The organism is Acidimicrobiia bacterium, from assembly GCA_036396535.1.
Classification (GTDB): Bacteria; Actinomycetota; Acidimicrobiia; order Spongiisociales; family UBA5794; genus DASWKR01.
On sequence record DASWKR010000016.1, the window covers coordinates 14573 to 35780 of the forward strand.

Annotated in this window: 27 protein-coding genes; 7 read left to right on the top strand and 20 right to left on the bottom strand. The window is 67.8% G+C overall.

The genetic code is table 11. The annotated features are described in order from the left end of the window. Nucleotides 1-96 precede the first annotated feature (96 nt). Complete coding sequence (locus VGC47_02230) at nt 97-903, top strand: EamA family transporter (protein HEX9854107.1); 807 nt, start codon at nt 97-99, stop codon at nt 901-903. A gap of 145 nt (nt 904-1048) precedes the next feature. Then, complete coding sequence (locus VGC47_02235; protein HEX9854108.1) at nt 1049-1624, top strand: fasciclin domain-containing protein; 576 nt, start codon at nt 1049-1051, stop codon at nt 1622-1624. Between the two features lie 126 nt (nt 1625-1750). On the opposite strand, the gene rplI is transcribed toward VGC47_02235, so the two are convergent. From rplI to panB, 6 genes are all read right to left on the bottom strand, one after another. Beyond that, nucleotides 1751-2197: a 50S ribosomal protein L9 gene (gene rplI, locus VGC47_02240; GenBank protein ID HEX9854109.1), complete on the bottom strand. Its 447-nt coding sequence runs from the start codon at nt 2195-2197 to the stop codon at nt 1751-1753. 3 nt (nt 2198-2200) lie between these two features. After that, nucleotides 2201-2467, bottom strand: coding sequence for a 30S ribosomal protein S18 (gene rpsR, locus VGC47_02245; GenBank protein ID HEX9854110.1), 267 nt, complete (start codon nt 2465-2467; stop codon nt 2201-2203). A 19-nt stretch (nt 2468-2486) separates the two neighbouring features. Continuing rightward, nucleotides 2487-2921 (bottom strand): single-stranded DNA-binding protein, encoded by a 435-nt coding sequence (gene ssb / locus VGC47_02250; GenBank protein ID HEX9854111.1) that lies wholly within the window; start codon nt 2919-2921, stop codon nt 2487-2489. A gap of 70 nt (nt 2922-2991) precedes the next feature. Further along, complete coding sequence (gene rpsF, locus VGC47_02255) at nt 2992-3279, bottom strand: 30S ribosomal protein S6 (protein ID HEX9854112.1); 288 nt, start codon at nt 3277-3279, stop codon at nt 2992-2994. Nucleotides 3280-3409: 130 nt separating this feature from the next. Next, on the bottom strand, nt 3410-3961 hold the full coding sequence (locus tag VGC47_02260; GenBank protein HEX9854113.1) for a DUF192 domain-containing protein: 552 nt from the start codon (nt 3959-3961) through the stop codon (nt 3410-3412). A gap of 41 nt (nt 3962-4002) precedes the next feature. Next, on the bottom strand, nt 4003-4899 hold the full coding sequence (gene panB, locus VGC47_02265; protein ID HEX9854114.1) for a 3-methyl-2-oxobutanoate hydroxymethyltransferase: 897 nt from the start codon (nt 4897-4899) through the stop codon (nt 4003-4005). 200 nt (nt 4900-5099) lie between these two features. Between panB and VGC47_02270 the strand changes: the two genes are divergently transcribed. Next, a complete protein-coding gene (locus tag VGC47_02270) occupies nt 5100-5576 on the top strand; it encodes a pyridoxamine 5'-phosphate oxidase family protein (protein ID HEX9854115.1) in 477 nt (158 codons plus the stop codon). Nucleotides 5577-5588: 12 nt separating this feature from the next. Here VGC47_02270 and VGC47_02275 read toward each other — a convergent pair whose 3' ends face one another. From VGC47_02275 to VGC47_02295, 5 genes are all read right to left on the bottom strand, one after another. Further along, a complete protein-coding gene (locus tag VGC47_02275) occupies nt 5589-7247 on the bottom strand; it encodes a VanW family protein (protein ID HEX9854116.1) in 1659 nt (552 codons plus the stop codon). A 58-nt stretch (nt 7248-7305) separates the two neighbouring features. Continuing rightward, on the bottom strand, nt 7306-7842 hold the full coding sequence (locus VGC47_02280) for a peptidylprolyl isomerase (protein HEX9854117.1): 537 nt from the start codon (nt 7840-7842) through the stop codon (nt 7306-7308). A gap of 159 nt (nt 7843-8001) precedes the next feature. Further along, nucleotides 8002-8760 carry a deoxyribonuclease IV gene (locus VGC47_02285; GenBank protein HEX9854118.1) on the bottom strand — a complete coding sequence of 253 codons (759 nt, stop codon included), beginning with the start codon at nt 8758-8760 and terminating at the stop codon, nt 8002-8004. 1 nt (nt 8761) lies between these two features. Continuing rightward, a complete protein-coding gene (locus VGC47_02290) occupies nt 8762-9361 on the bottom strand; it encodes a hypothetical protein (protein ID HEX9854119.1) in 600 nt (199 codons plus the stop codon). Beyond that, nucleotides 9358-9903, bottom strand: a complete 546-nt coding sequence (locus tag VGC47_02295) for an orotate phosphoribosyltransferase (GenBank protein ID HEX9854120.1) — start codon at nt 9901-9903, stop codon at nt 9358-9360. The genes VGC47_02290 and VGC47_02295 overlap by 4 nt, the downstream gene beginning before the upstream one ends. Nucleotides 9904-10096: 193 nt before the next feature. On the opposite strand from VGC47_02295, the gene VGC47_02300 reads away from it, so the two are divergent. Further along, complete coding sequence (locus tag VGC47_02300; GenBank protein HEX9854121.1) at nt 10097-10807, top strand: histidine phosphatase family protein; 711 nt, start codon at nt 10097-10099, stop codon at nt 10805-10807. 66 nt (nt 10808-10873) lie between these two features. Here the strand turns inward: VGC47_02300 and VGC47_02305 are convergent, their stop codons facing one another. The 5 genes from VGC47_02305 to uppS all read right to left on the bottom strand — a co-directional run bounded on the left by VGC47_02305 (nt 10874) and on the right by uppS (nt 14506). Next, a complete protein-coding gene (locus VGC47_02305) occupies nt 10874-11650 on the bottom strand; it encodes an META domain-containing protein (protein ID HEX9854122.1) in 777 nt (258 codons plus the stop codon). 38 nt (nt 11651-11688) lie between these two features. Continuing rightward, a complete protein-coding gene (locus VGC47_02310) occupies nt 11689-12417 on the bottom strand; it encodes a sulfotransferase family protein (protein HEX9854123.1) in 729 nt (242 codons plus the stop codon). After that, nucleotides 12414-13322: an aminotransferase class IV gene (locus VGC47_02315; GenBank protein HEX9854124.1), complete on the bottom strand. Its 909-nt coding sequence runs from the start codon at nt 13320-13322 to the stop codon at nt 12414-12416. Before VGC47_02315 ends, VGC47_02310 begins: the two co-directional genes overlap by 4 nt. 9 nt (nt 13323-13331) lie before the next feature. Continuing rightward, complete coding sequence (locus VGC47_02320; GenBank protein HEX9854125.1) at nt 13332-13574, bottom strand: hypothetical protein; 243 nt, start codon at nt 13572-13574, stop codon at nt 13332-13334. Nucleotides 13575-13720: 146 nt separating this feature from the next. Continuing rightward, nucleotides 13721-14506: a polyprenyl diphosphate synthase gene (gene uppS / locus VGC47_02325; protein HEX9854126.1), complete on the bottom strand. Its 786-nt coding sequence runs from the start codon at nt 14504-14506 to the stop codon at nt 13721-13723. Between the two features lie 124 nt (nt 14507-14630). Between uppS and VGC47_02330 the strand changes: the two genes are divergently transcribed. The 3 genes from VGC47_02330 (at nt 14631) to VGC47_02340 (ending at nt 16830) form a co-directional block, all read left to right on the top strand. Further along, entirely contained in the window at nt 14631-15020 is a 390-nt protein-coding gene (locus VGC47_02330) for a hypothetical protein (protein HEX9854127.1), read from the top strand. Between the two features lie 60 nt (nt 15021-15080). Continuing rightward, complete coding sequence (locus VGC47_02335) at nt 15081-16055, top strand: hypothetical protein (GenBank protein HEX9854128.1); 975 nt, start codon at nt 15081-15083, stop codon at nt 16053-16055. A gap of 115 nt (nt 16056-16170) precedes the next feature. After that, on the top strand, nt 16171-16830 hold the full coding sequence (locus tag VGC47_02340) for a hemolysin III family protein (GenBank protein ID HEX9854129.1): 660 nt from the start codon (nt 16171-16173) through the stop codon (nt 16828-16830). Between the two features lie 435 nt (nt 16831-17265). Here the strand turns inward: VGC47_02340 and argH are convergent, their stop codons facing one another. From argH to argB, 4 genes are read right to left on the bottom strand one after another with little or no spacing between them, the layout of a single operon-like run. After that, the gene (gene argH / locus VGC47_02345; GenBank protein HEX9854130.1) at nt 17266-18621 is read right to left on the bottom strand and encodes an argininosuccinate lyase; all 1356 of its coding nucleotides are present in this window, start codon (nt 18619-18621) and stop codon (nt 17266-17268) included. Then, complete coding sequence (locus VGC47_02350; protein ID HEX9854131.1) at nt 18618-19838, bottom strand: argininosuccinate synthase; 1221 nt, start codon at nt 19836-19838, stop codon at nt 18618-18620. The genes argH and VGC47_02350 overlap by 4 nt, the downstream gene beginning before the upstream one ends. Then, the gene (argR, locus tag VGC47_02355; GenBank protein HEX9854132.1) at nt 19838-20305 is read right to left on the bottom strand and encodes an arginine repressor; all 468 of its coding nucleotides are present in this window, start codon (nt 20303-20305) and stop codon (nt 19838-19840) included. The genes VGC47_02350 and argR overlap by 1 nt, the downstream gene beginning before the upstream one ends. Further along, complete coding sequence (argB, locus tag VGC47_02360; GenBank protein HEX9854133.1) at nt 20302-21207, bottom strand: acetylglutamate kinase; 906 nt, start codon at nt 21205-21207, stop codon at nt 20302-20304. Before argB ends, argR begins: the two co-directional genes overlap by 4 nt. Nucleotide 21208 lies beyond the last annotated feature (1 nt).

A 21208-nucleotide genomic window follows, 5' to 3' on the forward strand; every position in this document is an offset into this window, starting at 1 on the left:
CTCATCCGGCCACGCCGGGGAGGCCGGCCGGTCGGGCGGCGTGCTCCACCGAGCGCCGGGCGAAGCCGACTCGTGAGCCTCGACGCCTTGACGCTGGTGCTCGCCTCGGCCGTGCTGCACGCGTCGTGGAACCTGGTCGTGAAGGCAAGCAGCGATCGCCTCGTCGCGGCGTTCGCCCAGGTCACCATGGGTGCACTCGCCTTCGCCCCGTTCTTGCTCTTCGTCGACGTGCCCTGGGAGGCGTGGCCCTGGTTCGTGGCGTCGTCGCTCGTCCACCTGGCGTACGGGCTCACCCTCGTCGGCGCGTACGAGCGAGCCGACCTGTCACTCGTCTACCCGGTGGCTCGCGGTGCGGCGCCGGTCCTCGTCACGGTGCTCGCCGCTCTGGTGCTGGACGACGTGCCGAGTGCGGCCGGCCTGGTCGCCATCGCCTTCGTGATCTCAGGTGTCCTGTTCGTCGCTCAGGGCTCCTCCCGGTCCGGAGGCATGCGATGGGCGCTCGCCACCGGGGCCCTCATCGCCACGTACACGCTCATCGACGCCTCGGCGGTGCGGAGGCTCGACTCGGCATTCGGTTACACGGTGTGCGTCTTCTTGGGCAACGCGGCCGTCTACGTGCCGACGATCCTCCGCCTCCGGGGTGCCCGGCTCGTGCGAAGCGCCCTGCGTCGCGAGGGCGGGCGCCACCTCGCTGCTGGAACGGCCTCGGCGTTGGCGTACGTGCTCGTGCTGGCTGCCGCCCGGCTGGCGCCGCTCGGCCTCGTCGCCGCCTTCCGAGAGACGTCTGTGGTCTTCGGGGCGCTGGGCGCCTGGCTCCTCTTGGGTGAGCACCACGCCAGACGCCGGCTCCTCGGAGCGGTGCTGATCGCCGCAGGGCTCGCCGTGCTCGTCGGTGCCGGCTGACCGCGCCGGGAGCTCAGATCGGCCGCTTTCGGAACGGGCGAGGAACGTCACCTGAACATCTGCGGAACAATGCCGTGGAGCCGACGACAGATCGACCTCGGTCTGCTTGGTTGCGGAGTGGGCTACTCGACCGAAAGGACCACTCGTGAAACCAACCACTCGCGCCGGCGCCTTGCTGGCGCTCGCACTCGTCGCGGCCGGGTGCGGAGGCGACTCCACACCGTCCACCACCGCGCCAGAAGCCACCACGGTGGCGACGACTACGTCGCCGTCCGCCACGGAGCAGATGGAGGAGATGGGCGACGTGCTCGAGGTTGCGGAGGCCGAGGGCGACCTCGGGACGTTCCTCGAAGCGCTCGGGGCGGCAGGGATCATGGAGGACTTCCACGGTGAGGGCCCGTTCACGATCTTCGCGCCGAGCGATGCCGCATTCGAGACCTACCTCGCAGATGCCGGCATGTCGATGGAAGAGGCGTTCGCCGGCGCCGAGATGCTCCAATCGGTCCTCGGCTACCACGTCGTGGCCGCAATGGACGACGCCGAGATGGTCATGGGGATGGCGGGCGATTCGTTCACGACGCTGACGGGCGCGACGCTCGACGTCACCGTCGACGGCGAGACCGTGATGGTCGGGGACGCAACGATCGACCGCTACGACATCGAAGCCTCGAACGGGGTCATCCACGTCATCGACAAGGTGCTGAGCCCACCGGAAGCGTGACCGTGAACGAGCCGGGGGGACCGCAACGTGTCCCTCCGGTTCGACACACCCCCGACCGGGAATGACGCCGTCGCGCACCGCAGCCTGTCGGCGCTTCGCGGGATCCTTGCGGGACCCGGCCCGCCTCTAGGCGGGGATGACGTCGAGGGTGATCTGGAACTCGATGTCGGCATGCGGCTTCAACGTCACCTCGTGGATGCCGATCTCCTTGATCGGCGACCGGACCGCAACGATCGCCCGATCGATCTCGACACCGGTGAACTTGCGGATCGCCTCGGCGACGTCGGCGGACCCGATCGATCCGAACAGTCGGCCTTCGTCGCTGGCGCGCGCCGCAACGACCACGCGTGAGCCGATGAGGGCCGTCGCCAGGTTCTCGGCATCCTCCTTGACCTTGCGCTCATTCTCCTCGCGAGCGCGCCGCATCGCCTCGGCCTGGCGCACAGCCCCGTCCGTCGCCTTGACGGCGAGGCTCCTCGGTACGAGGTAGTTGCGGGCGTAGCCGTCCGAGACGTCGACGATGTCGCCCTTCAGGCCGAGGCTCGACACGTCCTTCGTGAGTATGACCCTCATCGGCTATCCCCGATTCTGGATGTACGGCAGGAGCGCCATCTCCCTGGCGTTCTTGACCGCCTGGGCGACACGTCGCTGGTGGATCGAGCACGCCCCCGTCACCCGGCGGGAGCGGATCTTGCCCCTGTCCGACATGTACTTGCGGAGCAGGGCGACGTCCTTGTAGTCGATCGTGATGCTCTTGTCCTCACAGAACTGGCAGGTCCGGCGCTTGCGCCGGATGTCGGGGCCGCCGGGACGGCGCCTCTTCTGCCGCTTGTCGTTCACCATGGATTTCCTCCTGGTCGGCTCAGAACGGGGCCTCGTCCGGGCCATAGTCTTCTCGTCCGACCGGAGCGGCCGGCGTCGAGTAGTCACCGCCGCCGGCGCGCGGAGTCTTCGTGACGGCCGCGGTCGCCCAGCGGATGGAGGGCCCGATGTCGAAGATGTTGACGTCGATCGTCGACCGCTTCTCACCGTCCTGGGTCTCCCAGCTACGCTGCTCGAGACGGCCGGTGACGATGACTCGCATGCCCTTCTGGAGGGATTCGGCGACGTTCTCCGCCATGTCGCGCCAGCACGTGCCGCTGAAGAAGCTCGTCTCCTCCTGCCACTGGTTGTCGCGGTCCTGGTAGCGGCGACTGACGGCGAACCGCACCTTCGTCATGGCGACGCCCGATGGTGTGAAGCGAAGCTCCGGGTCGTCGACGAGGTTCCCGATCAGTGTCACGCTGTTGGTGCTCATCTCTGCTCTCTCTCTGGCTGCCCGCTCGCCACTGCTGCGAGTCTGCACGCGGGGTACGACAGGATCCGCCTCAGCTCCCGTCGCGTCGAATGATCTTGTGCCGCACGATGAAGTCGGCGAGGGAAAGTGCCCTGTCGATCTTGGCGACGAGATCGACATCGCCCGAGAACTCGATCACCGAGTAGTAACCCTCGTTGATGTGGTCGATCTCGTAGGCGAACCTGCGCTTCCCCCAGAAGTCCGTCTTGGCGACGCTGCCTTCTTCGTTGAGCGTGGACTCGACCTCGCCAATGCTGTTCCTGACGTCCGGTTCGGCCAGCTCGGGCCGGTGGATCATCATGAGTTCATAGCTGCGCACGGCAGCACCTCCTGTGGACATCCGTGAGACGGAAGGCCCCCGATCTGCCTCGGGAGCAGGGGTGGATTGGGTTCAGGAGTGTACCCCATCGGCGGGGTCGCCCGTCCTGCGTACACCACTGCGGACGGCGTCATGGCACGAGGAGGACGTCGCCGTCCTCGAGCCAGGCGAGATCCCCCGCCTCCGTCTCGAGCGCGAACTGGAACTCGCCCTCCGGCGAGTAGCTCGGGCAGTTGTCACCGGCGTCACAGGGCTCCATCTCGAGCTTGGTGACGAGGCGCCCCCCGGCGTCGAAGAAGGCGATGTCGAGGGGGATCAGGGTGTCCTTCATCCAGAACGATCCGAAGCGCTCCTCGGCGTAGACGAACAGCATGCCGTCCACGTCGAGGAGGTCTTCGACGAACATCAGACCCCGGGTTCGTTCGGTCGGACTGTCGGCGACGGCGACGAGGGGCAGGGTGCGCTCCCCGATCGTCAGGGCGACGTAGGTGAGTCGATCGATCTGCGACGGGATGTCGGCCGCGCCGGTGGTGGACGACGGCGCCTCCGTCGGCGCGGCCGTCGTCGTCGGAGCCGCTGCCGGGGTTGTTGCCGGGGACGGCGTCGATGCGACCGGCCGGGATCCGTCGTCGGACGATCCGCAGGCAGCCACGATCAGGGCGACGACCAGGAGGTGGCGCATCCACCGAAGCTACCAACCCGGCGGCGTACCGTTAGCCGGGGCTACTTCTCCATCGCCTCGTCCGCCATGAGCTCGTCGGCGGTTCCGAAGGCGCTCTCCGTGAGCTCGCGAAGGACCGCCGCCGACTCAGCCGGCATGTGATACGTCTCCGCCTCCCCGGGGAAGGCGCCGCTCTGCACGTCCTCGAACCAGCGCGCCAGCGCCTCGACGGCGGTGTCGGCCAGGCCGGCGTACTGCCGCACGAACTTCGGCAGGTAGTCGCCGCCGCCGAGGCCCACGACGTCGTGAAAGACGAGCACCTGTCCGTCGCAAGACGCCCCCGCTCCGATTCCGATCGTCGGCACGTCGACCTCACGCGTGACGATCTCAGCGAGCACGTCCGGGACGCCTTCGAGGACGATCGAGAAGACCCCTGCGTCGGCGAGCGCTTTGGCGTCGGATATCAGCTCGTATGCCGCGTCGGCCTCCCGCCCCTGCACCCGCATTCCTCCCATGGCGTGCACGGACTGGGGCGTGAGCCCGATGTGGCCCTGCACAGGGATCTCCGCATCGAGGATCGCCTTGATCACGGCGGCGCGCTTGGCGCCGCCCTCGAGCTTCACCGCGGCGGCTCCACCCTCTCGGATCATCCTGGCGGCGTTCGTGACGGCATCTTCGGATGTCGTGTGGTAGCTGAGCCAGGGCATGTCGGCGACGACTAGGGCCTGGGGTTCGGCACGCATCACGGCCGCAGTGTGGTGAACGATCTCGTCGACGGTGACGCCGAGCGTGTCGGGCCTGCCGAGCACCACGTTGCCGACGGAGTCGCCGACGAGGATGACGTCTGCGCCTGCTCGGTCGGCGATCCGCGCCGTCGGGTAGTCGTAGGCGGTGACCATCCTGATCTTGTCGCGGCCCTTGCGGGCACGGATCATCGGAACGGTGGTCTTGTCCGGCATGTCGCTTCCTCTCTCCCCACCCGCAGGGTTGGGGGAACGCCGCTCTCGGATGGCTGCGGAGACCTCCCGCTGCGTCGTCGGCCGCCCCCGCTGAGGTCGCCCGCGACGGACGGCCGTCCGCGCTTTCACAAGTATCGCATCGTTCGGGGCGGGCGGGGGCGGATGCTCCCCGGTTCTCATCGGGCGCTACATTCGCGCCCATGGCTCGCAAGGACATCACCATGACGGAGGAGGAGATCAGCCGCTTCCTCGATGCGGACCGCACGCTCCAGGTCGCCAGCGTCGGCAGGGACGGGTATCCGCATCTGGCCCCGATGTGGTACGTCGTCGACGACGGGAGAGTGGTGTTCCGCTCGTTCACGAAGTCGCAGAAGATCGTCAACCTCACCCGCAACCCCAAGGTCACGGTGCTCGTCGAGGAAGGCGAGGCGTACTCCGACCTGCGGGGAGTGACGATCGAAGGCGACGCCCGCCTGGTGACGGACAGGGCCTACGTGCTCGAGGTCTACGGCCGGCTGGCCGCTCGCTACCCGATGATGGACGACCAGCCCGTCGAGCTCGACGCCGAGACGCTCGAGGCGACGTGGGGCCGGTACGCCGAGAAGAACACTGCCGTCATCGTGGAGCCGCGCAGGGTCGTCAGTTGGGACCATCGCAAGCTGGCGGGCGGCTACTGAGCCGTTGCCCCGTCAGCCGCCGGGCACCGGGATAGGGTTGCCGTTGCAGTCGAGGCCTTCTCCGGGACGGTAGGTGGCGAACACCGCGTCGTCGATGACGGAACCGTCGGGGGCGGTGCGCTGCCGGAACGTGTTGACCCTGGTGCAGCGAGACACCCTGCCGGACTGCTGCCCCGTCTGCTCGACCTCGAAGTACGGCGTCGAGTAGAGCTGCACGGTGATCGAGGCGCTCGTGTAGCTGGTCCATACGAGCATCGAGTACGGCGTGTTGTTGACGACTGCGAGGTCCGGCTGGGGGAAGTTGAGCGTCGCCTCCCTCCCGTAGGGGTATCGGGAGATGTAGATCGAGTGCGACTGGTACGAGTCGAAGTCGAGACCTGCGAAGAACGAAGCGTTGAACATAGTCGTGGCGAACTGGGAGATGCCGCCCCCGACGTCCTCGGTGAAATGCCCTCGCTCGATGACGCCCGCCGAGACGAAGCCCTTCGCCCTGGTCCGCGGACCGACGAACTCGTTGACCGAGAAGCGCTCCCCCGGGTCGATCACCTGACCGCGGACGAGATCGGCGATCCTGTGGATGTTCGTCACGCGAGACTCGCAGCAGGCGTGGCGCGTCGTGAACTCGCCGATGACCTCTTCGACGCCCATGGCCTCGACTCGCCCGATGCCGCCATCCTCCTCGACGAGCCTCGTCGGCAGGTCGGCGATCCCTCCCCTCTCGGCCGTCTTTCTCACGATGTCGGTGACACCAGGCCCGCAGCACATTCGGGCAGGCTCGCCGAGCGTGTACTGCACCTCCCCGTCGACGATGTCGAAGATCGGGTCGGGTAGCGGGTCGGCCAGGTCGGCGAGGAGCGACTCGATGCCGGGCTCGACACGCTCGGAATCGAAGAGGGGGACCAGGCCGGAATCCGTCGTCGACCCGTCGATCCAGCTGCGCACGACATCGGCGCTGATGAAGGCGATGCGGTCGCCGACCTTGGCGGGGATGCGCCTCGTCAGCGCCTTGGCTTCGGCGAGAGCAGATTCGAGCTGTGCTTGCGACACCTGGGTCGGCACGACGGTCGACTCGACAGTGAGAGCGTACGGCGGCGGGCCGGCGGCGACGGCCCCCTCGAGCGCCGCCACGACGTCGCCGGCCTCGACGACTGCCCCGTCGATCGCATCTTGGACCTCGAAGCCTCCGGTGGTCCCGGTGAAGGCCGGCTCGACCGGCTCCCGCACGATCCGGCCCTCGTCCCAGTCGACCAGGGCGTCCATCGCGTTCGGGTCGACCGCATACATGAGGTCGACTTGGCGATCCTCGCGAAAGCCCGCCAACCATGAGGAGAACTGGTCGAAGACGCTGCCCGTCCGCCCGATGGACATGGCCTCCGACTTCACGGCGTCGGCGTCGATGTACACCCCGGCAGCCCGGGTCGTCGTCTCGAGCGAGTACCCGGGCGCCGCCACGGTGAGCGGGACGACGTCGAGCCCCCCCTGGAGGGCACGCATCAGCTGGTCGAGGTCGGACTCGCCGAACCCGGACACATCGTGCCCCGCCACCGTGACGCCCGCCACGATCTCGTCGGCCGAGGCGATCCTGTACCCGACGAACACGGCGACTACCGCAAACAGGAGAGCGAAGACGATGGCGAGCACCCACACCGAGAGGCCGATCCAGCCACGCAAACCGGCGACGGTCAGGCCTCTTGTCTCCGCTGCCCCCCTGACCTCCACTTGACCACCCCTAGCCGATGCTCAACAGCTCGATCTCGAACGTCAAAGCCTGGCCGGCGAGCGGGTGGTTGGCGTCGATGAGCACGGCGTCACCGTCGATCTCCGCCACGACCACGGTCTGGCCGTCCGAGGTGGAGAGCTGGTCGCCGACTTGCGCACCTTCGGGCACCTGGTCGATGCCGACCTCGATCAGCAGCGCGTCGTCCCGTTCGCCGTATGCGTCGCCGGCCGCGATCCGCACCGACTTCAGGTCACCCACCGCCATACCGCGCACCGCCTGGTCGAAGCCGGGGATCATCTGACCCGACCCGACGGTGAACGTCAACGGGGTGCCGCCATCACGGGACGAGTCGAACTGCTCGCCGTCGTCGAGGGTGCCCACGTAGTGAACCGACACGACGTCGCCCTCCCCGGCCACTGCGCCGGGATTGGTCGCCGCAGCCGTCGTGGTCGGCGCGTCCGTCGTCGCCGGACCGGCGGTCGTCGTGGCTACATCGCTCCCGCCGCACGCCGTCGCGATGGCGAGCAAGAGGACGGCTGCCGGCATCGATCTCAAGGGAGTGCTCCATCCGATGGCATGTCTCTGGTGGCTTCGGCCGTCACCGCCGCCTCGGTCGATCCTCGCCCCCAACGAACCCGGCCCGGTGCTTGCCCTCAGCCCACCTCGGCATGGAGTGTAGGAGGGGGTCGGAGGTACACCCATCACTCAGAACTGGTCGCGCAACCACTTGATGTCGGCTGCGTGGTCTCCGGCGTCGCCTGGTGTCTCGACGACCACGGGGGCGCCGGCGTCGCGCACGAAGTCGATCAGCAGCTCGGGCGGGATCTCGCCGTGACCGAGGTTGGCGTGCCTGTCGCGGCGCGAGTTGTGTGGATCTCGGGAGTCGTTGCAGTGGATGAGGTCGACCCGGCCGGTCAACCCCCGAACGAGGCCGACTCCCGCCGCCAGGTCATCGCCGCCCGCCCAGACGTGGCACGTGTCGAGGCAGATGCCGACGTTGAGGTCGCCGATCTCGTCCCACAACGGGCCGTAGTTGGCGAGCTCTCTGACGACGGCGTTGCCTCCGCCGGCGGTGTCCTCGATGAGGATCGGAATGGGGCTTTCGATCGTCTCGAGAGCTTTTCTCCAGCGCTCGAAGCCGACGGCGACCGCCTCGTCGTCGCCGACGTGCCCTCCGTGCACGATCACGCCCGCCGCGCCGATCGTCTCGGCCGCCTCGACGGCCTGTGCGAGGTTCTTCCTGCTCGGGATCCGGATGCGATTGTTGGGCGAAGCCACGTTCATCAGGTACGGAGCATGGACGTATATCGGCAGCGGCGAGGCACGTAGCTCGTCTGCGTCCGGTCGTGGGCTCGGCTTCTTCCAGCCCTGCGGGTCGGAGAGGAAGAGCTGGATGAGGTCGGCTCCCCTCTCCTCCGCCTCGGCGAGAGGATGGGCCCCGCCCGTGTGCGCTCCGATGAGCATCTCAATCTCCCCCTTGCTGCTCGGGAGGATCGCCCGGCTCGCGGCGACTCCCGACGAGCCGTGCGAGGGCGAGGTTGCAGTGCACCGCGACCTCCTCGGCCGGCACATCCCAGGCGTCGGCGTCGACGTGGAGGACGCTGCCATCCCACTCTGCGGCCCACGGGTCGGGAGGGTACATGGCAGGGTCGGCGACCTCGATGAGCAGCTGCCTGCCCGGAACGCGCCCATCGTCGTCCTCGGAGCCCGACCTCACCGAGAGGACCTCGCTCCACGGGATGCGAACGCCGCGGCTCGGCCCGGCGATCCTCAGGTAGAGCGCGTCGTCGCTCAGCTCGACGACAGGTGCCCGCCTGAAGAGCCCGACGATGCCGACGAAGAGGAGCGGCACACCGACGACCACGAAGAGGCTCGACCAGAGGATGTCTTGGCGGCGCTCGACGATCCCCCGAGTCGTCAGGCCGCCGTCGTCCCCTACGGTCGGCGCCGATGAGAGGACGTGCCACCAGAGGATGTCGAGAGCCGTGACGATGAGGACCACTCCGGCGAAGCCGATGAGGAACTGGCGGATGGGTGACCGCTCGACGGTGAGCTGAACGCTCATGCGACTCCGAGGTCTCCGGGGACCACGACGGCATGGAAGGGGATGCCGAGGTCGCGCATGGCGCGGCGTGCCGCCCCCCCGCTCCTGTCGACGACGACGATCGCCTGGGCGACGTCGATTCCCTCGGACGCCAGCACCTTCGCCGACTCGACGAGTGACGCGCCGGTCGTCGTCGTGTCGTCGACGATCGCCGCGACGTCGGCGTGCGTCACCGGACCGACGACCCGACCGCCGACGCCGTGGGCCTTCTCCTCCTTGCGGATCGAGAAGGACTTGAGTCCGGGCGAGACGATCGCCGTGGCGATCGCCACCGGGTCGGCACCCATCGTCAGCCCTCCGACCGCGGTGACGCGGTCGCTGAGGATCGAGGCCACGCACGAGCCGACGAGCCGGCCGCCGTCGCCGTCGTACGTGGTCTGTCTCCCGTCGAGATACCAGTCCGACCACCCTCCCGAGCTGAGCTGAAACGGGCCGTCCGTGCGCAAGGCATGGTCGACGAGGTGGGTGACTAGTCCCTTTTTGAGTTGTTCGAAATTCTCCAAGAAAGTCCTCAAGATGTCGCGGCGGGTGCCGATAAGCGTACTCAGACAGGATGCCTTCCTACCTCCCGTCTAAGCCCGAACCGTGAGGCCGCCATTCGGCGGCCTTCGGTTCTTTCTGAGCGAGTTCGCCGAGAATGCGGATCGTCAGCCGCAAAACCCCGCGGTGGCACGATCGGAGTGGAGCAACCCTGGCATGAGCGACGGCGCTACTCTCCCAGGTGTGGAGATCGTCTTCGTGCGGCATGGCGAGCCTGCGTGGGCGATCGACGGGCTCTCCCAACCCGACCCGGCGCTCACCGAGCTCGGCTTCGAACAGGCGCATCGCGCCGCCAAACGTCTCGCTTCCGATCGCGTCCCGACGAGTGAGATCCTCGTCTCGACCGCACAACGGGCCGTTCAGACTGCGGATCCGATCGCAGGCGCCATCGGCATCGAGCCGACCACGGTCGCCGAGCTCACCGAGATCCGCATGCCGAACTGGGACGGGCAGCTCGAGGAGACGGTGCAGCGCATCTTTCGCGAGGCCCGCGACCGCCCGGCGGCGGATTGGTGGGAGGGCCTGGATGGCGGCGAGTCGTTCCGGGACTTCCACGCCAGGGTGACGGCCAGCCTGCTCCGGCTGCTCGGTGAACGCAACGTCGTGCCCGACACCCACCGTCAGATGTGGCGCATCGAGGGTCGAGACGTCGGCCGCATCGTCATCGTCGCCCACGGGGGAACCAACGCCGTGGCCCTCGGCTGGCTCCTCGGCGTCGAGCCCACCCCGTGGGAGTGGGAGCGTTTCGTGCTCGGTCACGCATCGTTCGCCCGGCTCAAGGCGGTTCCCCTGGCAGGCGGCCATGTGTTCAGCTTGCGGACGTTCAACGACTGCGAGCACCTCGACCCCGAGATGCGGACCCGCTGACCGTTCCGGCGTCCCCCGGTCGCCGATATGCGATGGTGGGACGCAGGAACGACGAGATCGACAGAGCTAGGCGGCGCGATAGACGAGGGCGCGGCCTCCGGCGTCGATCGTGAGCAGGTCACCGTCGATCGAGAAGTTCGTGGCGCGGCCAAGGACGTCGTAGACGAACGCCTCCTGGTCCATGACCGCCTGGTCGCAAGCCATCTCGGTGGTGGTGATCTCATCGAACGTGATGGTCGGCGGATCGACCGTGACGCGGCCGCCGAAGCTGTTGCAGCCGGACTCCCCACCGGCCTCGCCGCCTTCGATCGTGAGCGTCGCCTCGGCGCCCGCCACCGGAGTCGAAGCGGTGTCGCCGTCGACCAGCGTGTCGAGCACCCAGCGGGTTCCCTCGAGGCCGGCGTCGGCCGGCGGTCCTTCGCCCCGGCCCAGCTCGAGCGCTCCCGTGCCGTCCGATGCCCCGACCGTCAGGATGCCTCCTTCAACGCTCCAACGGTCGGCTGCCGCCAGCACCGCCATGATCTGCTGCTCCTGGAGGGTGAGAGGCTCCTCGCACCCGATCTCCGTCTGGCCGAGCTGGCTGAGCGAGATCGAGTCACCGTCGACGCTGAAGGTGCCGAAGAACGAATTGCACCCGGTCGTTCCGTTCATGTCCGCCCCGTTGAAGGTGATCGAAGGGTTCGAGTCGGGGACGAGCGCTCGAGTTGCTCCCGACACGACGAGGCCGACGATCGAATACGTCTCGTTCCAGAGATCCTCGGTTGGTGGAGTGGCGGTCGACGTCGTGGTTGTCGACGAGCAAGCGGTGAGGGCGATACCGAGGATGAGGAGTGCACGTTTCATGCGCGTCAGACGCCTTGCGCTCCGCGTCCGGTTCCACCTCACCGCGCCACGATGCTGAAAGGCGCCAGCTCGCGGTAGTGCCGTTCGCACTCTTCGAGGAGCGCCGAGTAGCGGAGGGGCAGCTCCGCCACCTTCTCCCGGTAGGGTGCGAAGCCGGTCGACCTGTGCACGGTGGCGTACCAGTGCTTCGCCCACACACCGTCTTCCGGCTTGGGACCGGCGGGCCACGTCAGCATGGCGGGATCCCACGGTACTCCGATGCGGCGACAGAGCTCCGAGAGCACCGAGCTCGGATCGAGGAGGATCTGCTTCGAGTCGACGACGATCGGCGACCCGCCACCCGCGACGATGCGCCTCACGAGCTCGGCTTGGTACGGGAGCCCGGTCATCTCGACGGTCGCCTCCGGCAGGTTCTCGACGAGCGACGTGAGCATCGCCCGCGGCTCCCTGGTCAGGAAGACGCTCGTCACCCGATCGAGGAACGACAGGTCGAGCCCGACGCCGAGGGTGTGGTGGCCCATCGACTTGAAGAAGGCCACCGGCGTGTCGTAGTCGCCGAGGATGATGTCGCGGATGGCGGCCTCCCCGTCGGTCGGCTCGATCGCCATGACCTCGTCACCGCCTGGGTGATCGATGCCCGTATAGGCCAGGTAGTGCCCGTACAACGGCTCGTCGTAGACCGTCGTGTCCGAACGCTGCCGGAACGAGTACATGAGCGCTGTCGATATGTTGCGCGGCCCCGAGACGAGGTAGATCCGGATCGTCATCCGGCGGCCGCCTCGACCGCCTCCCGATAGAGATCTGTGAGCCGCCCCGTCACCGGGCCGGCTCCCGGGGCACCGATGGCTCGGCCGTCCACCTCGCGAACCGGCGTGAGCCCGCCGAACGTCCCGGTCACGAACGCCTCGTCCGCTCCGTACACGTCGGTGAGCGAGAAGTCCTTCTCGTGGACGGGGATGCCGTGCGCCCTGCACAGTTCGATGACGAGTCCCCTAGTGATGCCGTTCAGGCAGTATTGCCCCGTCGACGTCCACACCTCCCCGCCGGTGACGATGAAGAAGTTCGTGGCGTTGCATGTCGCCACTGCGCCGTTGACGTCGAGCATGAGCGCTTCGTCTGCGCCCGCCTTCATCGCCTGGATGAGGGCGATCACCTCGTGGAGCTTGCTGTGGCAGTTCAGCTTCTGGTCGAGGACGTCGGGACCCGGCCGCCTCACCGTCGACGTGAAGAGGGCGATCCCGCCGTCACGCACGGCCGGGTCCGCCTGCTTGTGCTCGGCGATGATGACGATGTTGGGCCCTCCGACGAGGTTGCTCGGATGCTGTGACGGCGTGGACTTGTCGCCGCGAGTGACCATGAGTCTCACGTGAACACCGTCCGACATGCCGTTGCGCTCGACAGTGTCGTAGAGAGCGGCGCTCAGATCCTCCCGAGACATTCCGATCTCGAGGTCGATGGCCGCGGCGTTCCGGTACAGGCGATCGAGGTGGCGATCGAGGAAAGCAAGCGTCCCCCGGTGGAGCCGCACCCCCTCCCAAACCCCGTCTCCGACCAGGAATCCGCTGTCGAACACGGAGATCTTCGCCTCGTCACGAGGGTGGAGGACACCGTTGACATAGACGAGAACGTGTTCATTTCGACCGTCGTGGACGGCGGCGTGGGTGGATGCCATCAGCGAAAGCTACTCGCAGCGAGCGACCGCGACGGCGTCCGAGTCGAGGCTGTATCGGTGATCGGCCACCCCGACCCGGTCGCGGAACTCGTGGCCGCACCAACCGACGATCTCGGAGACGACTCCTGCCCATCCGAGGTCCACTGCCGAGGCAGCCCCGCCAGACGACGGTACGACCGGAGCGTCGCCAGCCACCAGGTCGGCGCCACGACGGACCACCGAAGCGGTCGAGAACCTGACCAAGCCGCTCAAACGAACCGGATTGGTATCCCGCCGACTCTGCAACCAGCGCATCGCGGCGCCCTCTACACCTGCAAACCCGACCACGACCTACTCGCCGCCATCACGTCCCGCTGCATCCGAACCAGCCGATTCCCACCCGGGTGAGAGGAGTCGGCTCATCTGCCGAATCGGCGCTCCCTTCGAGTGAAGTCGCGTAGTGCCCTCAGGAAGTCGACCCGGCGAAACTGCGGCCAGAACACATCGACGAACGAGTATTCGGCGTATGCCGACTGCCACAGCAGGAAGCCGGACAGGCGGGCTTCTCCGCTCGTGCGGATGACGAGATCCGGGTCGGGGAGGTCGGCGGTGTACATGTGCTTCGCCAGCGTGTCGGCGTCGATGTGGTCGGCGATCGCATCGGCGGCGATGCCTTCTGCAGCGAGCTTCGTGACGAGGTCTCGGGTTGCGTCGACGATCTCCTGCCTGCCGCCGTAGCCGAGCGCCAGCGTGATCCGCCTCTTGCCGCCGGAGCACTCCTCTTCGAGTCGCTTGGCAGCTGCGGCCACGTCCCTGGGCACGAGGTCGAGCGAGCCGATGAACCGCACCGAGACGTCGTGGTCGCCGATCGCCGATGGCATCCTCTCGAAGAGCTCGACGAACACCTCGAACAGGGTGTCGAGCTCGCCGGTGTCGCGGCCGAGGTTCTCCTTGGACAGCAGCCAGCAGGTGACGGCGGGCACATCAAGCTCCCGAGTCCAGTGGATGAACTCGATCAACTTGTCCGTGCCGACCCGGTAGCTCGCCCGATAGTCCGGGAGGCCCTCGACTCGGGCGTAGCGCCGGTGACCGTCGAGGATGACGCCGATGTGGCGGGGCAGTTTGCCCTTGTCGAGGTCGGCGACGAGGCGCGCCTCGTAGAGGCGGTAGAGGGGCTTGGTGAGGATGTCTCTGGTGCGGGCCATCGAGTCCAATGCTATTGCTCGCCGCGAGATCTGCCGCCATTTGTGCGCAGCGGGAAGTCATGCGCGAGAATGTGGCGGCACCAGGTAGTCGAGCCCCAATCATGGAGAAGGAGCTGTCATCGTCATGGCGATGTCCAAGGAGCACAAAGCTGCGCTCGCGCAGGGACGCAAAGAGTCGAAGGCGATCAAGCAATATTTGGAGGGAATGGCGAGTCGCAGGCCGGGTCGACCTGTCAACGCCTCCTCGTTGAAGTCGAAGCTGGCCCGTCTCGAGTCGCAGCTGGCCGCCAATGCCGATCCACTTCGTCGCGTCGGTTTGCTTCAGCAGCGGCTCAACGCGCGGAACCAACTCGACTCACTCGAGCACTCCACGGATGCTTCCGAGCTGGAGCGGGGCTTCGTCGAGAACGCCAAGGCGTACTCGCAGCGGAAGGGCATCAGCTACGCGGCTTGGCGCGAGGCGGGCGTCCCGGCGGCCGTCCTCAAGCGTGCCGGGCTCTCCCGGTCCCGCTGATTCTCTACAGCGCCAAGGGCGTCATGCCGATCATTGCGGCATTGCCAGCAATGGAAGGCGATGACCAATCCAAAGGGTGACGTTCAATTCGACGTGGTCGACAGCGGCTACGACATCGAGCAGGTGAACCAGTACATCGAGCGGGCCGACTCCTCAGACGCCCCGAGCCGGCTGAACGCCGAGCTCCTGAAGCGGGCCACGAAGCGGATCGAGGAGCTGGAGCACAGTCTCTCGACCGCTCCGCCCGATGCGGCCGGCGTCCGCGAGCTCGAGTCGCGCATGCGGGACCTGCACGCCGAGGTCGGGGACCGCATCGGGACGATGTCGACGGCATACCAGCGGCTCGTCTCCGAGCTGCGCACGATGTCGGTGTCACTCCAGGAGTTGTCTGCGCTCTCCGCCGCCATGTCCGAGACGCTCCAGGACGTGAATGCCGCCGGCTCGCAGATGGCCAGGCCGGAGGTGGATTCCCCGTTCGCGCTCGACGTCCCCACGCCTGCCGTCCCCGTGCAGGCGGTGGCGGCCGACCGCGTTGAGGTCTCCGAGGAGCCGGCCGCAGCGCAACCAAGCCCGCCGGCCCCCGCAGCGCAACCAAGCCCGCCGGCCCCCGCAGCGCCGTCGGGTGAGGACTCTGCGCTCGCAGCTGTGGCCGACCGTCTGCTGGCAACGCTCGCCGGAGTGGAGGCTTCGCTCGATGCCGCCGTCGACGGAGATGCGTGGATGAACGTCGGCATCGACGGAACGGACGACGACTCGGCGCAGGAGGACGAAGAGGTCGAAGTGCCGCCCGTGGAGGCGGAAGTGGAGATCGCTGCCGAGGAGCCGGAGCCCCCCGCTCCGGACGTGGACGCCGCCGAGAAGCGCCGCCGGGACGTCGACGCCGCAACGAAGCGCCGGGAGGACGATGACGCGGCCGCGTCCGGACGCACGGGCTCGTTCTACTCGCGACGCTCAGCGAAGCTTCCCCGCCTGGCCGACGCCGGACAGGATGCCCTCGCGGCGGCCAAGTCGCTGCGGGGCGTCCTCAACGACTGACCGCTCGGCCCGGCCGGCGACGGACTTCGATACACCTGCCGTAACCCGCTGCTGCGCGTAAGCTCTCGCAACGGCGCCACTCCAGCTCGCAGAGCGCCGGACCGAAGTAGAGGTAGTGGAAGAGGCAAGACTCAAGCTCGGCCGCATGGAGAACCCGGTGCGCGGGTTCCTCCACGGCACGGCAGCGGTTGCCGCCCTCGTGGCGACGATCGCACTGATGCTGCGGGCGACCACCGTGACCGGGATGCTGGCGGGGCTGGTGTTCGGCATCGGGCTGGTCGCCGTCTACGTCACGAGCAGCCTGTATCACTCGATTCCGTGGGGGCCACGCAACAAGGTCAGGATGCAGCGGGCCGACCACGCCATGATCTTCGTGCTCATCGCAGGCACGTACACGCCGGTGGCAGCCGCCCTCGGCGGCCGCTTGGCTCTTCTCACCCTCCTCGTCGCCTGGAGCATCGCGATCACAGGCATCCTGCAGCACCTCGCCTTCCCTCGGCATGACCAGCGTCTTTCGATCGCACTCGCCACGACGATGGGCTGGCTCGCGGTCGCCATCCTCTGGCCGATGGCGCAGGCCGGCGGTCCGGCTGCCGTGATCCTCATCGCCGTCGGAGGCGTGTTCTACACGGTCGGCATGGTGTTCATGGTGACCCGCCGCCCGCGGCTGTGGCCCCGCGTGTTCTCGGCGCACGAGCTGTTCCATGTCTTCGTGATCGTCGGGTCGACCTGCCACTTCGCCGCCAACTACCGATACTTCCTTCCCCTAGCGTGAGCGGCATCGGAATCTGTCGCACCGGGTAGGTACGTTGTCGGCATGAGAACCGACATACGAAGCACCCGCCAAAGCGTGGTACCACCCAGTGGACCGGTCGGACGGCACACCATCGAGGACGGCCGAGGGGACCAAGCCGTCGCACTGCTCGCGGCACTCGGGATCGAGGCCCGGCTCGTCGACCGTTGCCCATTGCCGTCGTGCGAGGTCTGCACGTCACCCGCCGACCAGGCGGCCGCCTAGTGGTGCGTCGTCCAATTGGTGACCTCGGCTCTGGACCGCCGGGTGGCCGACGCCGCAAACCGGGGACGGCCACACAAACGCTGTCTCCCGCTCGGCGGGGGACCGGCGAGCGGTCGCCCTGCGACCCGAGTCGAGGGGGCCCCACCATCCCCAAGCTGTCAGGCGAGCGCCCGACCGGCAGGGCGTCGCCGGTCAGGCCGGGACCAACGCAGCAAGGGCGGTGAGCTGCCTGGCAACCGACTCGAACGAGCCGCCACCGCTCGACACCCTCCGGCGCACCGACGTCTCGACATCGAGCAGCGTGACGTCACCCGGCTCGAAGGCCTCGTGGGTGACTGCCAGCTCGTCCGGTGTCACGTCCGCCAGGGTGCGCTGCTGCGTCATCAGCCTGGCGACGAGCCCTCCGACGACCTGGTGGGCCGTCCGAAACGCCACGCCGCGAGACACGAGGATCTCGGCGAGATCGAGCGCCAGCACCCACGACGAGGGTGGAGGGGGACGGAACTCGGCCCCGGACAGCAGCTCGGCCATGGCGCGCAGCGCGCCACGCACGGCGTCGTCGGCGCGGAAGACCGCGGCCTTGTCTTCCTGTAGATCGCGGTTGTAGGCCAGCGGCAGCCCCTTCTGGATGGCGAGGAGTGTCACGACGTCGCCCGTCACGGCGGCGGCCTTGCCCCTCGTGAGCTCGGCGATGTCGGCGTTCTTCTTGTGCGGCAGGGCGGACGAGCCGGTCGTGTGCCTGTCGGAGAACGACACCCACCCGAACTCGGTCGTGCTCCACAAGACGAGTTCCTCCGCCATGCGAGAAAGGTGGGCCATCGTCTGAGCGCAGCAGAATGCGTACTCGGCGGCGAAGTCACGCGACCCGACCGCGTCGAGGGAGTTGGCGAACACGACCTCGAAGCCGAGGTGGCGCGCCGCCGCGGCCGGATCGAGAGGAAGGCTGCTGCCGGCTGAAGCGCCGGCGCCGAGCGGCGAGACGGCGATTCGCTCGCGAGCCCGCCGGAACCGGTCCACGTCGCGAATCAGCATCCACCCGTACGCCAGCAGATGATGCGCCAGCGGGATCGCTTGAGCCTGCTGGAGGTGGGTGTAGGAAGCGACCACCGTCCTGCCTGCCTTCGCCGCCTTCGTGAGGATGACACGCACCATGTCCTCGATCTCGCGGATACGCAGGTCGACTGCGTCTCTGAGGTAGAGCCGCAGGTCGAGGCACACCTGGTCGTTACGGGAGCGCCCGGTGTGCAGCTTGCCCGCCACGGGGCCGATCAGCTCGCCGAGTCTCCGCTCGACGGCGGAGTGCACGTCCTCGTCTCCGTCGAGGAAGACGAAGGCGCCGTCACTCACCTCTGCTGCGACGGCGGCCAGACCACCCTGGATGGCCTCCGTCTCGCCCGGGGTGAGGATTCCGACCTCTCCGAGCATCGCAACGTGCGCCATCGAGCCGGCGACGTCGTGCCCCAGCAGTCTGCGATCCGAGTGATCAACCGTGAAATCCCACAGCGTCGGGTCGGGGCCCTCGGAGAACCTCCCACTCCAGAGCGTCATTCGCCTCCCCCGAGGCGCTTCTCGGCGAACGTGCGCAGCCGAAGCGACTGGAGCCTGATGAACCCGGCGGCGTCCCCCTGGTGGTACACGTCGTCTGCCTCGAACGTGACGGTTCGCTCGTCGTAGAGGCTGTCCGTGTCCGAGCGCCTGCCGTCCACGATCGCGTTGCCCTTGTAGACGGTGATCCGAGCCTCACCGTTGACGCGCTTCTGGATGTCGTCCATGAATTGCTGCAACGCCTGCCTCTCCGGGGAGAACCAGAAGCCGTTGTACACCATCTCGGCGTAACGAGGCGCCAACTCGTCGCGCAGGTGAGCCACCTCTCGATCGAGCGTCAACGACTCGACTGCCTTGTGGGCGTGGTGGAGGATCGTGCCGCCCGGCGTCTCGTAGACGCCGCGGGACTTCATCCCGACAAACCGGTTCTCGACGATGTCGATCCTGCCGACGCCTGCCCGGCCGCCGACATCGTTGAGCTTCTCCAGCAGCTCGACGGGCCCGAGCCGGACCCCGTTCACCGAGACCGGATTGCCCTCCTCGAACTCGACGGACACGGTCTCCATCACGTCGGGAGCCTCCCACGGGTCGACGGTCATCCGGAACATGCCCTTCGGAGGCGCCACCCACGGGTCCTCCAGAACGCCTCCCTCGTACGAGATGTGGAGGAGGTTGGCGTCCATGGAGTACGGCCTGTCCGGCGTGACCGGCACCGGGATGCCGTGCTCCTCGGCGTATCCGATCAAGTCGGCCCTTCCCCGCATGGCCCACTCGCGCCACGGTGCGATCACCTTGATCGTCGGGTCGAGGGCGTATGCCGCCAGCTCGAAGCGCACTTGGTCGTTGCCCTTGCCGGTCGCCCCGTGAGCGACTGCGTCGGCGCCGGTCGCCTTGACCGCCGCCATGAGCCCCTTGGCGATCACCGGCCTGGCGAGCGACGTGCCGAGGAGGTAGTAGCCCTCGTAGACCGCGGCGGCCCGCAAGGCGGGGAACACGAAGTCGCGGACGAACTCCTCGCGCAGGTCGTCTGTGACGGCGTCGACGGCACCGGTCGCCAAGGCCTTGTCGTGCGCCTCGAGGACCTCGTCGCCCTGGCCGACATCGGCGGTGTATGCCACCACCTCGGCGCCGTACTCCTCCTTGATCCAGCGGAGGATCACGGACGTGTCGAGGCCCCCGCTGTATGCCAGCACGACCCGCTTCACGTCGCTGCGTGCCATCACCCGGCTCCCATCTGCTCGAGGCGCTTGGCCACGGCCCCTCCACCGGCGTCCTCCGAGGCAACGATCACCAAGGTGTCGTCCCCTGCGACGGTGCCCAAGATGCCGCGTATCGCCGCTCCGTCGATCGTGCTCGCCACGAAGTGGGCCGCGCCGGGAGGTGTGCGGAGCACGACCAGGTTCCCGGAGACCGAGATCGACTCGACGAAGTCGACGAGTGCCCTGCCTGCCGAGCGCTCCTCGTGCGTGAGCGCGTAGCGCTCGTCGTCGATGACGTACGTGGTGTGCCCGTTCGCTTTCCTCTCCTTGACCGCTCCGAGGGCATCGAGGTCACGCGAGACCGTTGCCTGGGTCACCGGGTAGCCGGCGTCTGCGAGGAGCTGCACGAGCTGCTGCTGGCTGGCGATCTCCTCGCCGTCGATGAGCCTGCGAACCAGTCGGCGGCGGGTGGCGGCGCTCGGGGTCACGCCACGAGCTCCTTCGTGATCATCGTTCCGATGCCTTCGGGCGTGAAGATCTCGAGAAGGACGGCGTGCTGCACCCTGCCGTCGAGGATGTGGACTCTGGCGACCCCGTGCTCGATGGCGTCGATGCACGACTCCAGCTTCGGCAGCATCCCGGACGAGACGGAACCGCCGTCGAGGAGGTCGCGCAACTCGGAGACGGAGATGCGCGAGATCAGCGACCCTTCGTCGCCGAGGTCACCGTAGAGGCCCTCGACGTCTGTCAGGTAGACGAGCTTGACCGCCCCGATGGCGGTTGCCAGCGCCGCCGCGGCAGTGTCGGCGTTGAGGTTGTACGTCTGGCCGTCCTCGCCTCTCGCCAACGGAGCGACGACGGGGACGTAGCCGCGCTCCTGGAGGCTGATGACGATGCCGGGATCGACGGCGGTGACCTCGCCGACGAATCCGAGCCGCTCGTCCTTGGGCCTGGCGACGAACAGGTTGCCGTCGAGACCGTTGACACCTGCCGACACGGAGCCGTGGGAGTTGACGAGCCGCACGATGTCAGGGTTGATCTCACCGGCCAGGGTCGACTGGACGACGCGGATGGTCTCGGCGTCCGTGATGCGCAGGCCGTCGACCCATTGCGGCTCGATGCCGCGCTGGCCCATCGCCCGTGAGATCTGCGGGCCACCGCCGTGGACGATGACCGGCTTCATTCCGACATAGTGCAGCATGGCGACGTCGTCGGCGAACGACGAGCGCAGATGGTCGTCGACCATCGCCGAGCCGCCGTACTTGATGACCACCGTCGCGTTGCGGTAGGCCTTGATGAACGGGAGGGCCTCGCTGAAGATCCGAGCCTTCCCCATCGTCGATGCGATCCGCGACTTCATCGCCTGCGGGCTGCCGTGTCCTGTCGCCATG

Bases quoted from the DNA above. Each gene is read 5' to 3' on its own strand.
- VGC47_02285 (HEX9854118.1), bottom strand. From the start codon at position 8,760: ATGCTCATCGGAGCGCACACGGGCGGGGCCCATCCTCTCGCCGAGGCG.
- VGC47_02305 (HEX9854122.1), bottom strand. From the start codon at position 11,650: ATGAAACGTGCACTCCTCATCCTCGGTATCGCCCTCACCGCTTGCTCG.
- panB (HEX9854114.1), bottom strand. From the start codon at position 4,899: ATGCCGGACAAGACCACCGTTCCGATGATCCGTGCCCGCAAGGGCCGC.
- VGC47_02335 (HEX9854128.1), top strand. From the start codon at position 15,081: ATGACCAATCCAAAGGGTGACGTTCAATTCGACGTGGTCGACAGCGGC.
- VGC47_02310 (HEX9854123.1), bottom strand. From the start codon at position 12,417: ATGACGATCCGGATCTACCTCGTCTCGGGGCCGCGCAACATATCGACA.
- VGC47_02280 (HEX9854117.1), bottom strand. From the start codon at position 7,842: ATGCCGGCAGCCGTCCTCTTGCTCGCCATCGCGACGGCGTGCGGCGGG.
- rplI (HEX9854109.1), bottom strand. From the start codon at position 2,197: ATGAGGGTCATACTCACGAAGGACGTGTCGAGCCTCGGCCTGAAGGGC.
- ssb (HEX9854111.1), bottom strand. From the start codon at position 2,921: ATGAGCACCAACAGCGTGACACTGATCGGGAACCTCGTCGACGACCCG.
- argH (HEX9854130.1), bottom strand. From the start codon at position 18,621: ATGACGCTCTGGAGTGGGAGGTTCTCCGAGGGCCCCGACCCGACGCTG.
- VGC47_02315 (HEX9854124.1), bottom strand. From the start codon at position 13,322: ATGGCATCCACCCACGCCGCCGTCCACGACGGTCGAAATGAACACGTT.
- VGC47_02270 (HEX9854115.1), top strand. From the start codon at position 5,100: ATGGCTCGCAAGGACATCACCATGACGGAGGAGGAGATCAGCCGCTTC.
- argB (HEX9854133.1), bottom strand. From the start codon at position 21,207: ATGGCGACAGGACACGGCAGCCCGCAGGCGATGAAGTCGCGGATCGCA.
- VGC47_02350 (HEX9854131.1), bottom strand. From the start codon at position 19,838: ATGGCACGCAGCGACGTGAAGCGGGTCGTGCTGGCATACAGCGGGGGC.
- rpsR (HEX9854110.1), bottom strand. From the start codon at position 2,467: ATGGTGAACGACAAGCGGCAGAAGAGGCGCCGTCCCGGCGGCCCCGAC.
- VGC47_02300 (HEX9854121.1), top strand. From the start codon at position 10,097: ATGAGCGACGGCGCTACTCTCCCAGGTGTGGAGATCGTCTTCGTGCGG.
- VGC47_02290 (HEX9854119.1), bottom strand. From the start codon at position 9,361: ATGAGCGTTCAGCTCACCGTCGAGCGGTCACCCATCCGCCAGTTCCTC.
- VGC47_02330 (HEX9854127.1), top strand. From the start codon at position 14,631: ATGGCGATGTCCAAGGAGCACAAAGCTGCGCTCGCGCAGGGACGCAAA.
- VGC47_02260 (HEX9854113.1), bottom strand. From the start codon at position 3,961: ATGCGCCACCTCCTGGTCGTCGCCCTGATCGTGGCTGCCTGCGGATCG.
- uppS (HEX9854126.1), bottom strand. From the start codon at position 14,506: ATGGCCCGCACCAGAGACATCCTCACCAAGCCCCTCTACCGCCTCTAC.